Here is a 15,185-nt window from a genome sequence, read left to right on the forward strand (position 1 = left end):
AACCTGAATAGACTTAACTGAGCAGATTTAAGCCAATCGGTTTAAATCTATTCAATAGCCGCTAAGACAGCAGCGACCTCTCGCTCGAGGGGATCTGTACCGATGATGAGTAGATCCGCCTGTGTTTTAAAGACTTCGACATAAGCTTCGTGCATGGTGCGCACTGTCGTTAAGTATTGTATCAGTACATCCTCTAAGGTACGACCACGCTCCTGCACATCTCGTAATAACCGACGCGCCAAACGAATATCAGCTGGGGTATCAACGAATACGGATAGATCGACTAACGCCGCTACCCGTTGTAAAGCAAATAACAAAATACCATCAATCAAAATAAAGCGCTTCGGCTGCACAGTTTCTAACCTGTTTGAGCGATCATGTACCGTAAAATCATAGCAAGGCTTCTCAATGGTCTGCCCCTGTTTAAGCGCTTGCAAGTGCCCTACTAACAAATCCTCATCTAAAGCCAGTGGATGATCATAATTACCTTGAATCTCTACCGGAAAAGCAAGCTTGCGATGATAATACGAGTCTAACTCGACCAAGACAGCTTGATCAGCGGGAAAAGCAGACATTAAAGCACGGGCTAATTCGCTTTTGCCGCTCCCACTCCCACCACCAATGCCAATAAAAAACGGTATTTGGGTTTGCATATTGAAAACTGCTCAGATTTTATTAAAAGGCAGATTATATGCCTAAATGAACTAAAAAAAGGGAGCTAGCTCTACACGCTAGCTCCAATACCAGCTTCCCAGAAAATTCCTTAGCACGCTTTAGCAAGTACTAGAGCAGACTAGAACAACGCTAAAACAAGGTGACAGGGCTTAGAAAACGAGTAGCTTCGTCATAAATCACCTTTTCTCTCGCCTCTAAAATCACAATCCGGTCATCTTGTTGAATCATAGGATCTAAACTAGTACCACGGTAGATGGCATCTAAATTCACTGCATAATGCTGTTCGCGCCCATCTAAACCACGTCGGAAGACTAAGGCTTTGTACTTATTTGCCAGCCGAGTCATACCACCTGCAGTTGCCACCGCTTGCATTACGGTCATCCCCTCTTTAAGGGGATAGACCCCCGGCTGCCCGACAGCCCCACTGACCGTAAAGCGGTTATAAATCGCATCTTGCACGACCAAACGATCATCTTGTAAGAGTATAAAATCCTGCAAGCGTCCTTGGCGTATCGCTGCAATATCAATCGGTTGTTGGCTCAGCTCACCCTTAGCATCTTTGCGCAACAAAATAGCGCGCCGACTATCTGCTTGCTCGGTCAAGCCTCCTGCTTTGGCTAAGGCTTGCAAAACGGTCATGCTGCCAACGACAGGAAACACCCCGGGCAATCGCACAGCACCCTCTACTGTTACCCGATTTTGGGTTGACTCTTTGACCAAGACAGTGACTTGCGGATTATGCATATAAGTTTTTTCTAATAAGCTCGCCAGCTGTTGCTCTAATTGAGCCGGACGTAAACCTTTAGCTCGCAATTTACCCACTAACGGATAAGTAATATAACCCTGCCCATCGACGCGCACACTACGTGTTAAATCAGGGACTTTAAACACGGTAATATCCAATAAATCTTGCTCACCGATTAAATCACTACCAGCGACTTGGCTAGCTTTAGGTAGCACTATCGGTGCAACGGGTACAGGACGGGTAATCGGAGCTAAGGGAATAACGCTCGGATTATAAGCCGTCACTGTTGCGGCAAATAAAGGCGGCGCGGGGTAATTAGGGGTTTTAGCAGCACAAGCACTGAGGACAAGGCAAGCACTTAACAAGCTTAAATTCTGAGCTGGACGATGCATGGTTAACTCCATAAAGGATTTTGTTATGCACCGCAGACTAGAAAACTCCCCCATTGAAAGCGAATGCTGTCTGGGGTAATGGAATTATTTAACAGATAAATGGGATTTATTTCCGCCTAGGCTTCAACTAATGCTGGATACAAAGTATGAACATTAAGCTCAAGCCATCGCCCAAGCTTAGTCCAAGTTCAACCTAAAGTTTGCGCAATCTTTTAAGAATAGCCATGCGGATTTTGTTGCTGCCAACGCCAAGCATCTTCACACATGGTCAATAAATTTTTTTCAGCCTGCCAAGCTAATAAGGTTTTAGCTAAGCGTGGATCAGCAAAACAAGCCGCTACATCGCCTGCCCGCCGCTCTACAATTTTATAGGGAATCGACTGCTGACTGGCTTGCTCAAATGCTTGAATCATTTCCAAGACCGAATAACCCTGCCCTGTTCCTAAATTGACCGCTAACCAATGTGGAGTTTGTGGCCGACGGAAGGCCTCCAGTGCAGCAACATGTCCTTTGGCTAAATCCACCACATGAATATAATCACGCACTCCCGTACCATCGCGGGTCGAATAATCATTCCCAAACACGGCTAGCTCAGGATAAATACCCACCGCAACCCGAGCCACATAAGGCATTAAATTATTCGGAATGCCACGAGGGTCTTCACCAATGCGCCCACTAGGATGCGCCCCGACTGGATTAAAATAGCGCAAAACAGCCAGTTGCCAATCGGGTTCAGCCGTGTGTAAATCCAGTAATATCTCTTCAATCATCAGCTTACTGCGCCCATAAGGATTGGTCGCTGAGCGAGGAAAATGCTCTTGAATCGGTACAGTCTGAGGATCACCATAAACGGTAGCAGAAGAACTAAACACGAGCTGTTTAACCGCGTATTCTTGCATCAGCGCTAATAAGCTCACGGTTCCATTGACATTATTATCATAATAACTGAGCGGCTTTTGTACCGATTCTCCCACGGCTTTTAAGCCTGCAAAATGAATAACACTATCAATCGCATGCTGGCTGAATACTTGATTTAAAGCCGAGGTATCACGAATATCTAATTTATAAAAAGGTAGCTCACTACAACCAACAATATCGGCTACTCGCTTTAAAGATTCAGCGGAGCTATTGCAAAGATTATCAACCACGATAACTTGATAGCCTGCCGTTAATAGTTCGAGGCAGGTATGCGAACCGATATAACCTGCTCCGCCTGTGACTAATACCGTTTGCTGCTGTGACATGATTCTAACTCTAGTTTAGCAGAGGCTTACTCTACCTCTGCTAGCCAAGACTACAAGTCTAATCCGCCAATTCGGTTGCTTTTTTTGGTGTTTCTTTGTCCACTTTGATCTCAGAGCCTGCTTTGGTCTCCACTTTCGTGGCCTTGTCTTCAAGTTTGCTCGTTACTTTGGTTTTGCCCTCTGCACCGGCAGCGCCGTCGGTGGTTAAACCTTGATCTAAAGAAATATCAGCTTTGATTTTTTCAAATAAAGCATCACCAATCCCTTTCACTTCTTTAATATCCTCCAAATTTTTAAACTCACCATGCTCTGTGCGATAACTGATAATCGCTTCGGCTTTTTTAGCACCAATACCTTTTAAATGTTCTTGCATAATTTCAGCACTGGCTTTATTAATATTCACTAATTCAGCTGAAACTGTACTGGCAAATAAAGAACCTGCCACTAAGAGCAAAGAAACGACATACTTCATTGATGATCATCCTTATTATTAATTTTTAGACTGAGGTTTTAGATTTAAACTGAGGCTGTATATTCAGCGTTTAGAGCTTGCCATAATTAAATTTAATAGTCTAAGCTGGGCTGATAACTGGCTTTTCAACTGTATGAATAGATTTTTAAGGCTAATATCTCTAATCTTCAGGCTAAGCAAACGCTTAGGAGATTTTCATGCAAGCTCAGATTAAAAAAATTTTGTCCTACTCGATGGTCGGTAGCCTAGGCTTGACCGTACTCGCGAGCTTACAAGGCTGCGATAATAATACACAAACCACGGCAGTTAGTCCGTCTAACAACTCCTCGTCGATTGCAGATGCGACGAGTGAAGGCTTATTTATGGTAATTCAGCAAACGGGAGCGAATCCTGATACTTATGAGCTGAAAGAAAAATACCCATCTGCAGAAGGTTCAAGGGCGATTTTAAAAGGCCTAGATGGCAGTGAACGCATTCTTAATGAAGCCGAACTCAAGCAAATTGCTGAAGCGGAGGCTAAACGCTTTGAGGAGGGTAACTCACAACTTTCTCAACCCTTGGCTGAAAATCAAGGCTTAAGCTTAGGAGAAACGATTTTAGCTTCGGCAGCCGGAGCATTAATTGGTGGGATGCTGGCCAATAAATTGATGAGCAATCAGAATTATCAACGCCATCAACAACAGCAAGCACAAAAACCACAAACCACGATGAGCAGTACTCGCAAGCCTGCACCCACCACTAATACAGCTAACCAAAATAAATCACCACCGCGTTCGGGTTTCTTCGGAGGTAACCAGGGCAAAGCCAGTAATAGCAGTGGCGGCGGTAGTGGTAGTAGTGGAGGTTAAAACATGTTGCAAACAGAAATCGTTCAACCGATCAGTAATGCCTTGATGGAAGAGCTCGGTATGACTTGGCATACCGATTCAGACGGCACACCTTATATCCTGAATGAGATTATTCCCGTCACTCCAGACGAGGCGGAAGCTTATTATACAGCGGCTAATGAGCTGTATGCGATGTATGTTGAAGCCGCCCAATATGTGATTGATCAGGAATTATTCCCTGCATTGGATATTCCTTTCAACTTGGTTACACAGATCAAACGTAGCTGGGAACGGGATGACTTGCATCTGTATGGACGCTTTGACCTAGCAGGAGGCATTGATGGCTTACCGATTAAGCTGATTGAGTTTAATGCGGATACGCCCACCAGTCTGTTTGAAACCGCTGTGTTGCAATGGGCCTTATTAAAAGCCAATGGCATGAACGAAGCCAGTCAATTTAATAATCTCTATGCAGCCATTCAAAAGAACTTCCAACGCCTACTCACTGGTGAAGATGCACCGGAAAATTTTGCTCACTATTACCAATATCAGAATATTTTATTTTCTAGTCTGGCAGGGTTAGCAGAAGATGAGCGCACGACACGTTTTCTTCAGCAAATGGCCAGCGATGCAGGCTTCCAGACTGATTATTGCTATATGAATGAAGCCGCCTTCTCCGAGCAACAGGGTATTTTTAATCCTCAGCATACCCGCTTTGATTATTGGTTCAAACTGTATCCTTGGGAAGATATTGCCCTACAAACCGATGGGATCACAGGCATTCTTGATGATATTAGCCGCCAGCAAACCTGTACGATACTCAATCCTGCTTATACCTTGCTGTTCCAAAGCAAAGGGATCATGAAGATACTTTACGAATTATTTCCAGACTCTCCCTATTTGCTAGAAACCCGCACTGAGCCTTTGCAAGGTAAAAAGCAAGTCATTAAAACGATGTTCGGTCGTGAAGGTGCCAACACGACCATCCTTGATGCTAACGGTCGTGTCCTCAAATCCTTAGGCGGTGAATATGATAACTACCATAAGGTTTATCAAGCCTTTGCAGAGTTTCCTCAAGACCGGGAAGGTCGGAGTTATCAAGCTGGGGTATTTTATGCGTGGGAAGCTTGCGGTTTAGGCTTCCGACGGGGTTGGGACATCTTAGATGATATGAGCAAATTTGTGAGTCATCGTATTTTGTAAAACTCTTTTAACTCAAGGCTCAACGATTAAGTTTTAATTAAGCGCTTTAGATTTACTCTGCGCACATGGAATAAAAATAACGCAACGGATAGCGAGCAGCGAAGAAAAATAAGCTAAATAGCTCTATAAATCATAGAGTTAAAATTAGCAAAGGGCTAAAACACTTATATATCATACTGTTAGGGCTAAAGAGTATGAAAAACCGGGGTCGCACTTGGATAGGTGGATAATTTTAACAATAATATTTCTTCAGCTACGAGTACCTGCATTTATAATAAAAGCAAAATTCGCACGGTACTTGTGGCCATACTTCTTTTTGACCTCAAAGTAAATAAGATTAAATACCTTATTATTTCCACGGTCTGTTACGGTTTTTGCTGTTTTTTATGGTAGGCTTGCCTCGTCATCGACTCGTCATCGACTCGACATAAGGGCCTTAAAATCATGACTATAATTGCGCGCAATCCACTTTCTACACCACCTGCCATCCAAGCTGCTAATGACAGCAGCGCCTTTATTCGCCGCTTAAGACCCGATGTCGGCATTTCTGAACCGGTCTATCGTCAATTACAACGCCAAATCATTAGCATGATTCAAGCAGGTGAACTCCAAGATGGAGACAGTCTGCCCTCTGAGCGCACTTTAGCTGAAGCGCTGCAATTAAGCCGCACGACAATTCGGCGTTGCTATGATGAATTACGTGATCAAGACTACATTAGCACGCATGGTCGAGCGGGTGTGATGGTCAAAGCACCGCCACGGATTAATCCTGAAATTGGTAAACTCAAAGGTTTCACTGAAGAAATGCTTGAGTTAGGCATGCAGCCCTCTACCCAATTACTAGAACACCGTGTCGTCAGTGACCGAGTGATTGCCTCTATTTTTAATCGTCCTTCTACGGCTCGATTTCTGAAGGTTGTCCGACTACGTTTAGCCAATGAACTACCCATGACCCGTGAAGTCGCTTGGTATGACCTTAGCCTAGCGCCTAAACTTGCAAAATGGGATATGAATGGCTCGGTGTATAGTTTTTTACAAACGGAGTGTGGTTTAAGTCTACAACATGGTGAGCAATCCATCGAAGCGACCATGAGCAATCCCGATGAAATGGAAAGCTTCCAATTCCGCGAACCCGGCCCTTGTTTGCTGTTAAAGCGGCGAACTTATACAAATACAGGGCAAATGATTGAATATGTAGAAGGTACTTTCCGTGGGGATGCCTATACCTATCGTATTACCTTAAAAGTGGCGAATGATTCTGCCGGATAAACGCTTCTACGCTGCTTAGCGATGGCAAGGCAGCGAGTACGCCAACCTGCTGAGCCAATAGCGCCCCACAAGCATTCGCAAAACCTAAAGCCTGAGGATCGCTTGTTTGTTGCCCTAAGGTATAGACCCAACCTGCCGTAAAAGCATCCCCTGCCCCTGTCGGGTCAGCTTGCAGAATCTGCCAAGCAGGCTCATAAAGTGGCGCTTGACCTTGACGGAATAAAATCGCTCCGCGTTCTGCCAAGGTAATAATCAACAACTCGCCTGACCAATAAGCACTCCAATTGAGAGTGCACCAGTCTTGCTGAGTTAAGGGAGTTGGGGTGGCTAACTCAAACATTAACCGCGCTTCTACTTCATTTAAGATCAAAATATCCGTTAACTCCAACAGCTCTGCACTGGGTTTTTGCCAAGGGGATGGATTTAACAAAGTTTTTACCCGATAGCGCTTCGCTAACTGAAACGCCGCCAATACCACCGATGGTTGGATTTCAAACTGTCCACAGACGACTTGTGCTAAGGCGATTTCTTCTGTCAAAGCAGTAAGATGGCTAGTGTTTAGTAAATGATTAGCTCCTGAAAATACCGCAATCAAATTGCCTTCATCGACACTAATTAAACCGATACCAAAGCCTGAATGCGCCCCTAGCCGCACAACATGCTGAGTAGAGATACCTTCTGTTTGCAAGAATTCACACACAGAGCGCCCCGCTGCATCCTCACCCACCGCCAATAATAAGCAGACACTCAACCCCAGCCGATGCATACCGACTGCTAAATTCAAACCCTTGCCACCATGCTCTTGCCAATAGCTAGGGGCTTGAATAGAAGCGCCCTTAACAGGTAGAGCAGGCACAGCCAAACAATGTGCTTGCACATAACTCCCTAAAACAACAACCCGCATTACGTTCATCCTCGCGTTTTATTCTTTTCATTATTTTAGGTTTGGCAGCTCGAAAACTACATCCCTAATTGCACTAAGCGATTAAAATTCAACCAAATACTATGCTAAAAACGTCCTGCCATTGTACCTAAAGCTAAGCCCGAAGCTCGAAAACAACACTTGCCTGTAGGCTTTAGGCTAGCCACACTAAACGCTTTGTTAAGTGATTGAGGGTTGTCTGCATGCCAGCTGATGTAACTTGTGATGTTTTACCTGAGACTGTCCTAACGGTTGAGCAAGCTCAAGAGCGAATTTTGGAGACTATTCAAGCGATTACTGAGACAGAACAACTTGAGCTGAGTCAAGCCAATGGGCGGTTACTGGCTGAAACTATTCAAGCAGGTTTTGATGTACCGCCTCATCGTAACTCAGCAATGGATGGCTATGCCTTTGCCCATGAGAGTTTAGCCAGCACCGCCACTTTGCAGCAAATCGGTATTTCCTGGGCCGGTCGACCCTATTTAGGCAGCGTATCCTTAGGCGAATGTGTGCGCATTATGACAGGTGCTTGTTTGCCAGAAGGCACTGATACGGTGGAAATGCAAGAAAACACCCAGCAGCAGGCTGATCAAATCACCTTGCATACTCGACCTCAGTGTGGTGAGCATGTGCGCTATCCGGGGGATGATTTCAAACAAGGCGAGATTATCTTAGAAACAGGTCGCAAATTGACCGCTGCCGACTTAGGTTTAATTGCCTCCTTAGGTATCCCCGCAGTTAAGGTGATTCGTAAACCACGCATTGCCTTTCTTTCAACCGGGGATGAATTACAAACACTCGGTACACCCTTAGCATGGGGGCAAATTTATGACAGTAATCGTTATACCCTGCGCGCTTTGCTACAAAATTTACCCGTAGAATTAATCGACTTAGGAATTATTCCTGATCAACCGCAGGCGGTAGAACAAGCTTTTATACAAGCTCAACAGCAAGCGGATCTATTAATTACCAGCGGTGGTGTTTCAGTTGGTGAAGCTGATTTTGTTACTCGCAGCTTACAAAAGTTGGGTGAAATCAATTTTTGGAAAATGGCGATGAAACCCGGTAAGCCACTTGCACAGGGTAGATTAGGTAACTGTCTATTTTTTGGTCTGCCGGGGAATCCCGTATCAGTGATGGCAACCTTTTTGCTATTTGTCCGCCCTGCTATTTTAAAGCTAGCAGGCATCAACGTGGTTCAGCCACGCCTGCATCCCGCGCTGACCTTAACTCCGCTCAAAAAAGTACCCGGACGCAAGGATTTCCAACGGGGTATTTATACTGAAACTGCTGAAGGTTATCAGGTTCGCAGTACTGGGAAACAAGAATCACATCTGTTGCGCTCTATGAGTCAGGCGAATTGCTTTATTGTATTAGAACGCGACTCAGGGGATGTTGAAGCCGGTAGTCAGGTGAATATTTTGTTGTTTGAGAGCTTATCTTAGTTAGAATTAGATGTTTACTTGGTAAGCAGATTGGGGCAAGTCTCAGGGGGTATAGGTTGAGGTGATTTATTATTAATTTTACATAACATAAAATATGTGTATTCAACTAAACTTTAAGAAAACCACCAACGTGGTTTTCTTAAAATGCGTAGAAACTGTAAGCTAAGGCTTGACTAAAGCGCTACCTTCAATCCATTTTTCAATCAACTTTTTGCCTTGATAGCGAACAAAAAACCAACCAGCCCCTGAGTACGGATCACCTTCAGTAGGCTGCCAGTCGAGTAAACTGACAATATCCTTCTGAATCAGATACATTTTAGTTTTAGCTGCTGCATTCGGTCGATTATACAGAGCAGCCTTTTTCACCTTGATACTCGCACCCGCATTCGGTAAATTTTCACCGGTATCGCCACTTTGTTCATCTTGGCTAGACACTACTTTATGCCCAATCACTTGACCTTGTGGATTTTTAAAGGTCAACCGCTGCCAATTGCCATCATTCACTGTGATAGCCTCCCAATCGACAGCTGGATAAAGCTTGCCCTGCTCTAGTTTATATTTAGTACTAGACCAGACCGGCCCGCTACGTGCCGAAGTCGTCAGCACTTGCCGTTTCGCATCTAACTCTGGATTGCTAATCGTCTCACCAAACTTGCTAAACTGTTGAGCCGCTTGATCCCAGAGAAATAAGTGATAGAACAAGTTAACGCCTCCATAGCCATAACTTTCTAACAGGGCGAGGTCTTGTGCGCCATCAAAATTAAAATCATCAATTAAAGCAATATGTTGGATATTATCGCTAGCCTCATAGGTTTCGACCACGGCCAGCACTTGTTGCTTATTCTTGGGTAAATGGGCAATGACCTCTGCACCTGCAGGCTGATCAATGCTCACACTCTGCCCTTTGACGGGAGCAAATTTAAAGGGGAATTGCCCCTCTTCGCTCGCTGCTAGACCGATAGAGGCATAACTTAATAAAAAGAGTATGCCTATGCTTTGAGCACTTGCTCTAGACCTCATGTAACCAACCTCGCTTTTGTTGTGATCAAGTCCCAAGCTATCCAGCTTAACTCGCTTAGCTCTAAACCTTAGTTCTACTTGTAGTTTCTGTTAGCTTTACCTAGTATTGCCTAGAATTATATACCTAGATACTCATAACAGATTGGCTAACAGATTTGCAGCTTAAACAGGTATAACCTAAGGGTAAGCAATATGAACTATGCACTCAGAAAAACCGTGGGTTTTTTACTACTAACGGCGACAGTTGGCTTAGTGAGTTTACAAGCCGTGTTCCATTTATTTGCGTGAGGAGTGTTATGCCCCATCCTGTATCGAAAGCTCAACGCTATGCACCGGCCGCAGCCGCGACTGCGAGTGAAGCCGCTCATCAGGTGCGGACTAGCCTTCGAGGCCTGCTGCTCTATTTCCTACCGTTTCCTTTATTAATTGGGGCAATCGCTGCCTTAGTCGCCGGTAATGTAGCTAGTACCTTGGTATTAGGTGGCTCATTTGCCGCTTATATGCTGGCCGCAACGATTGCACGCCGGGGATTTAAACTCGAAGCCGAGTATCAACGCCGTAAAATTGCCCGAGCACCCAAAACACCGTTTAAAACCGTCGCAGCCCTCTTCACTGCAGTCACTACCGGCGTTTTAGCATGGTTAGGGGCTGATTATGGTGTGCTTGCCTCTATCATGATGGCAGCAGCAACCTTTTTAGGTTTTGCTTTGTCGTATGGACTTGATCCACGGCGAGATAAAGCGGGTGGTATTTCTCTCGGTGTGACGGTCGATGAAATTATTGAGGCAGTGGATGCAGCCGAAATTCGGATTAAGTCGATTGAACAGGCGCGGCGGGCGATTCGCAACCCCGATTATAGCCAGCGTCTAGAGCGGATTACCTCACAAGCACGCCAAATTATCACGACTATTGAAGAAGATCCGACTCGTTTATCACGTGCACGGAAATTCTTAAAAGTCTACTTAGATGGTACTGAAAAAGTCGCCCAAGGCTATGCGAAGAGCCAGAATAATCAGCAAGGTACCACCACAAATTTAGATACTGATTTCAACCGAGTTTTAGACTCGATTGAGCAAACCTTTCAAGAACAGCAAACTAAACTCTTAGAAAACAATAACTTTGATTTAGATGTTCAGATTGCAGTGCTAGAGCAACAATTAAAACGCGAAGGTGTGTTTTAAGAACCTACCTAACCTAGGTAGGCTAGCCTGCCTAGTTCAAGCATCAAGAATGATGAGGAGATAACAATGAGCAATACCGATCTACAAACCACCACGAGTACTGCCTTAGCCATTATTCCGGGTACAGAGATCACCCCACCACCCGTTATTGAGCCAGAAGTGGTTGCCTATACCGCTGCACCCCCAGCGGTGAAACAAGAAATTGAATCACTGATTGGTGAGATTGATCTTAAAGATCGCAGCAGCATTATGTTTTTTGGCACTAAAACCCAAGAGCAAATGACCGTAATCTCTGAGAAAATGCTCGAGGGGGTCAAAAATAAAGATCTTGGTTCAGCGGGTAAATCACTGACCAATATGATCACAGCGATTAAGGGCTTTGATATTGATGCGCTCAATCCGAATGACGAGCCAAGCTGGTGGGAAAAACTCCTCGGTAAATCCAAACCCGTCGTCGAATTCCTCAGCCAATATGAAGAAGTCCGTAAGCAGATTGACCGCATTACCGATGATATGGAAGGTCATAAGACGCAATTACTGACGGATATTATCACCCTTGATAAATTATATGAGGCTAATCTCGACTTCTTCCATAAACTAGAAAACTACATTGCCGCTGGTGATGAAAAACTGAAGCGGTTAGATAGCCACGATATTCCAGCACTAGTCGCACAAGTCCAAGCTAATACGGCGGATATGGTGATGGCACAAAGCCTACGTGACTTACGTAGCGCTCGTGATGACTTAGAGCGGCGGGTGCATGATTTGCGTTTAACCCGCCAAGTTGCGATGCAAAGCCTCCCTAGCATTCGTTTGGTGCAAGAAAACGATAAGACCTTAGTGAATAAGATCAACTCGACGCTCATCAATACCGTCCCTCTGTGGAAAAACCAGCTCGCGCAAGCCGTGACTATTTTCCGTATGAGTGATGCCGCTGAAGTCGTGAAACAAGCCAGTGATCTCACCAATGATCTCCTCGAAAAAAATGCTGAAACTTTACGCTTAGGCAATGCCGAAACCCGTAAGCAAATGGAGCGCGGTGTCTTCGATATTGAATCTGTGAAAAAAGCCAATCGAACTTTAATTGATACGATCAATGATTCGTTACGGATCGCGGATGAAGGTAAAGCCATGCGCGCCCGAGCAGAAGAGGAATTAGAGGTCATGGAAAGCGAATTACGTGAATCCTTAATCGCAGCTAAATCACGTGTTGCTGTTGCTAATCCACGCTAACTGAGGAGTCTCATGATGGGATTATGGGATAAATTAATGGGTGAGTTTGTTGACATCATCGACTGGACGGATGATAGCAATAATACGATGGTGCACCGTTTTAATCGGCATGGTAATGAAATTAAATACGGTGCTAAGCTAACGGTGCGTGAATCGCAAGTGGCTATTTTCGTCAATGAAGGTGAGGTCGCAGACATCCTAGGCCCTGGCTTATATGTTTTGGAAACCCGCAACCTACCTCTGCTTTCGACTCTACAACATTGGGATCATGGCTTTAATAGCCCGTTTAAAGCAGAAGTTTATTTCTTCAATACCCGCCAGTTCACGAATTTAAAATGGGGTACACGCAACCCGATTATAGTCCGTGATAGCGAATTTGGAGCGGTGCGCCTGCGCGCCTTTGGGACTTATTCGATGCGGATCACTGATCCTAAACTCTTTATGCAAGAGATTATGGGGACAGATGGTAACTTCCGTGTTGAAGAAATTAGTGACCAACTGCGGAATCTGATTGTCACGCGCTTCTCAACGATTGTTGCTCAAGCCAATCTGCCTGTCTTAGATATGGCCGCTAATACTGAACAACTCAGTCAATTCATTACTAAGAAAATTGCGCCCGAATTTCAAGCCTATGGTTTAGCCCTCACCCAAGTATTGGTGGAAAATATTTCATTACCGGATGAGGTAGAACAAGCCTTAGATAAGCGTAGCAGTATGGGCATGATCGGCAATTTAGATCGCTACCTGCAATTCCAAGCCGCTGAAAGCCTAGGTAAAAGCCAAGGTAGTACTGTGATGGATATGGGAGTAGGCATGGCAATGGCTGGTAAACTCTCGGAAGCCATGCGGACTCCAGAAGCGCCTCCTGTTCCCCCACCACTGCCACAAGCCAGTTGGCATGTTGCACAAGGTCAACAAACCAGTGGACCACATAGCTTAGCTGATTTACAAGCCATGGTTAGTGCAGGTCGTTTGACGGTGGCCACCTTAGTCTGGCAAGCCGGAATGGCACAATGGCAAGCTGCCGGTACGGTCACTGCATTGCAGAGCATTTTACCTGCCTCGCCACCTCCGTTACCGCCCTTACCTTAATCGGATAATTTAGCGCCAAGCATGACCGCAACCACACAACGCGCTGCACCTAACTCAGCTCAGGCTCCACAACAGCACTTCCCTTGTGAAGAATGTGGAGCCGATTTAGTGTATCAGCCCGGGATTCGTATCCTGCGCTGTACTTATTGCGGACATGAAAACCCCATTGTGGATGTTCCGATTAAAATTAAGGAGTACAGCTTTTCTGTCGCTTTAGAAGCTTTAGAGCAATCAGAAAAGCGACCTTTAGATCATACGCCTGTCATCAAATGCCCTAATTGTGCAGCTAGCTTTGAACTTAAGCAGAATCAGCATTCGGGCGATTGTCCGTTTTGTGGCACTCCCGTGGTGACTGGCACGGAGCAGACGCGCCTGTTTCAACCGAAGTCGCTACTCCCTTTTAATATCACCGAGCAACAAGCTCGTGCTGCCTTTGAAAAATGGATAGGCCAACTCTGGTTTGCCCCATCTGCTTTAAAGAATAAAGCCAAGCGTGATGAGCGTTTGCTAGGCATTTATGTCCCCTATTGGACTTATGACAGCCATACGGATAGCCACTACCAAGGTCAACGCGGTACTGTTTATTACGAACAACAAGTCGTCACTGAAGTCGTCAATGGACAAACCCGCCAACGTGTTGTCAATGTCCCCAAAATTCGCTGGACACCGGTATCCGGCACAGTGCGCCAATTTTTTGATGATGTCCTCGTTGGAGCAACCCGCTCTTTACCACGGAAAATTCTAGATAATATTCAGCCCTGGGATTTGGATCAGCTGGTTAATTACAATCAAGCTTATTTAAGCGGCTTTCAAAGTGAAATCTATCAAGTTGACCTAGATGAAGGCTTTAATCAAGCACGGGAGTTGATGGATCAGGCAATTCGGCAAGCCGTCCGTCAAGATATTGGTGGTGATCAACAACAAATTACCGCTTTAGATACTCGTTATTCGGATACCACTTTTAAGCATATTTTGCTGCCAGTTTGGTCAGCCGCCTTTCGTTATCAAGGGAAAACCTATCGCTTTGTGATTAATGGGCGGAATGGGCGAACTCAGGGTGAGCGACCTTATAGCATTGTAAAAATTGTTGCCTTAAGCCTCAGTATGGTGGTATTGATGCTTGGCTTAGGCTATTACCTAGAAACCAGTGGTGTCCTAGAGCAAGTGTTGCAACAAGGAGGTGGAGGTGGCTTGCAATATGAGTATTATCCAAGCACACCCAGCTATCCAAGTTACCCTAATTATCCACGCTAGCGCCGCTGATCAAAATAATTAATGGTTTTTGAACTCCAGACTCACTCAAGACTCTAATTTAACCGTATATCCTATAAAACTCAGCGCTTTCAGGTATTGCTAAGCTCTGAACATTTATAATTTTAATAGTATGGACGCATCATCTGCTTGCGCGGGGGCAAAATCAGCAAGTCGATGAAAATAACTAATAAAAATATTGGGGCAAATAACT

14 protein-coding genes are annotated in these 15,185 nt (G+C 45.0%); 8 read left to right on the top strand and 6 right to left on the bottom strand.

What is annotated here, in order from left to right; genetic code table 11:
- Positions 1–47: 47 nt before the first annotated feature.
- The 4 genes from udk to B5D50_RS05635 all read right to left on the bottom strand — a co-directional run bounded on the left by udk (position 48) and on the right by B5D50_RS05635 (position 3,528).
- On the bottom strand, positions 48–653 hold the full coding sequence (gene udk, locus B5D50_RS05620) for a uridine kinase (RefSeq protein ID WP_078921603.1): 606 nt from the start codon (positions 651–653) through the stop codon (positions 48–50).
- A gap of 151 nt (positions 654–804) precedes the next feature.
- Positions 805–1,812: an SLBB domain-containing protein gene (locus B5D50_RS05625; protein WP_159448583.1), complete on the bottom strand. Its 1,008-nt coding sequence runs from the start codon at positions 1,810–1,812 to the stop codon at positions 805–807.
- A gap of 212 nt (positions 1,813–2,024) precedes the next feature.
- Positions 2,025–3,056, bottom strand: coding sequence for a UDP-glucose 4-epimerase GalE (galE, locus tag B5D50_RS05630; RefSeq protein WP_078921605.1), 1,032 nt, complete (start codon positions 3,054–3,056; stop codon positions 2,025–2,027).
- Positions 3,057–3,114: 58 nt separating this feature from the next.
- Positions 3,115–3,528, bottom strand: a complete 414-nt coding sequence (locus B5D50_RS05635; RefSeq protein WP_078921606.1) for a ComEA family DNA-binding protein — start codon at positions 3,526–3,528, stop codon at positions 3,115–3,117.
- Positions 3,529–3,725: 197 nt separating this feature from the next.
- On the opposite strand from B5D50_RS05635, the gene B5D50_RS05640 reads away from it, so the two are divergent.
- The 3 genes from B5D50_RS05640 to B5D50_RS05650 all read left to right on the top strand — a co-directional run bounded on the left by B5D50_RS05640 (position 3,726) and on the right by B5D50_RS05650 (position 6,827).
- On the top strand, positions 3,726–4,376 hold the full coding sequence (locus B5D50_RS05640) for a Cj0371 family chemotaxis-regulating polar lipoprotein (protein WP_078921607.1): 651 nt from the start codon (positions 3,726–3,728) through the stop codon (positions 4,374–4,376).
- 3 nt (positions 4,377–4,379) lie between these two features.
- The gene (locus B5D50_RS05645; protein ID WP_078921608.1) at positions 4,380–5,558 is read left to right on the top strand and encodes a glutathionylspermidine synthase family protein; all 1,179 of its coding nucleotides are present in this window, start codon (positions 4,380–4,382) and stop codon (positions 5,556–5,558) included.
- Between the two features lie 444 nt (positions 5,559–6,002).
- Complete coding sequence (locus B5D50_RS05650; protein ID WP_078921609.1) at positions 6,003–6,827, top strand: GntR family transcriptional regulator; 825 nt, start codon at positions 6,003–6,005, stop codon at positions 6,825–6,827.
- Here the strand turns inward: B5D50_RS05650 and B5D50_RS05655 are convergent.
- Positions 6,793–7,731 (bottom strand): PfkB family carbohydrate kinase, encoded by a 939-nt coding sequence (locus tag B5D50_RS05655; protein ID WP_078921610.1) that lies wholly within the window; start codon positions 7,729–7,731, stop codon positions 6,793–6,795. The genes B5D50_RS05650 and B5D50_RS05655 overlap by 35 nt on opposite strands.
- Before the next feature lie 221 nt (positions 7,732–7,952).
- Between B5D50_RS05655 and moeA the strand changes: the two genes are divergently transcribed.
- Positions 7,953–9,194, top strand: a complete 1,242-nt coding sequence (gene moeA / locus B5D50_RS05660) for a molybdopterin molybdotransferase MoeA (RefSeq protein ID WP_078921611.1) — start codon at positions 7,953–7,955, stop codon at positions 9,192–9,194.
- A 162-nt stretch (positions 9,195–9,356) separates the two neighbouring features.
- On the opposite strand, the gene B5D50_RS05665 is transcribed toward moeA, so the two are convergent.
- Positions 9,357–10,214, bottom strand: a complete 858-nt coding sequence (locus B5D50_RS05665; protein WP_078921612.1) for an XAC2610-related protein — start codon at positions 10,212–10,214, stop codon at positions 9,357–9,359.
- A gap of 296 nt (positions 10,215–10,510) precedes the next feature.
- Here B5D50_RS05665 and B5D50_RS05670 point away from each other — a divergent pair, with 296 nt between their 5' ends.
- The 4 genes from B5D50_RS05670 (at position 10,511) to B5D50_RS05685 (ending at position 14,974) form a co-directional block, all read left to right on the top strand.
- Positions 10,511–11,395 (top strand): 5-bromo-4-chloroindolyl phosphate hydrolysis family protein, encoded by an 885-nt coding sequence (locus tag B5D50_RS05670; protein ID WP_078921613.1) that lies wholly within the window; start codon positions 10,511–10,513, stop codon positions 11,393–11,395.
- A 66-nt stretch (positions 11,396–11,461) separates the two neighbouring features.
- Positions 11,462–12,628 (top strand): toxic anion resistance protein, encoded by a 1,167-nt coding sequence (locus tag B5D50_RS05675; RefSeq protein ID WP_078921614.1) that lies wholly within the window; start codon positions 11,462–11,464, stop codon positions 12,626–12,628.
- Positions 12,629–12,640: 12 nt separating this feature from the next.
- Positions 12,641–13,720 carry an SPFH domain-containing protein gene (locus tag B5D50_RS05680; protein ID WP_234975805.1) on the top strand — a complete coding sequence of 360 codons (1,080 nt, stop codon included), beginning with the start codon at positions 12,641–12,643 and terminating at the stop codon, positions 13,718–13,720.
- 21 nt (positions 13,721–13,741) lie between these two features.
- Positions 13,742–14,974, top strand: coding sequence for a TFIIB-type zinc ribbon-containing protein (locus B5D50_RS05685; RefSeq protein ID WP_078921616.1), 1,233 nt, complete (start codon positions 13,742–13,744; stop codon positions 14,972–14,974).
- The last annotated feature ends 211 nt before the right edge of the window (positions 14,975–15,185 follow it).

The sequence above is a fragment of the Thiothrix eikelboomii genome (genome assembly GCF_900167255.1).
GTDB lineage: Bacteria > Pseudomonadota > Gammaproteobacteria > Thiotrichales > Thiotrichaceae > Thiolinea > Thiolinea eikelboomii.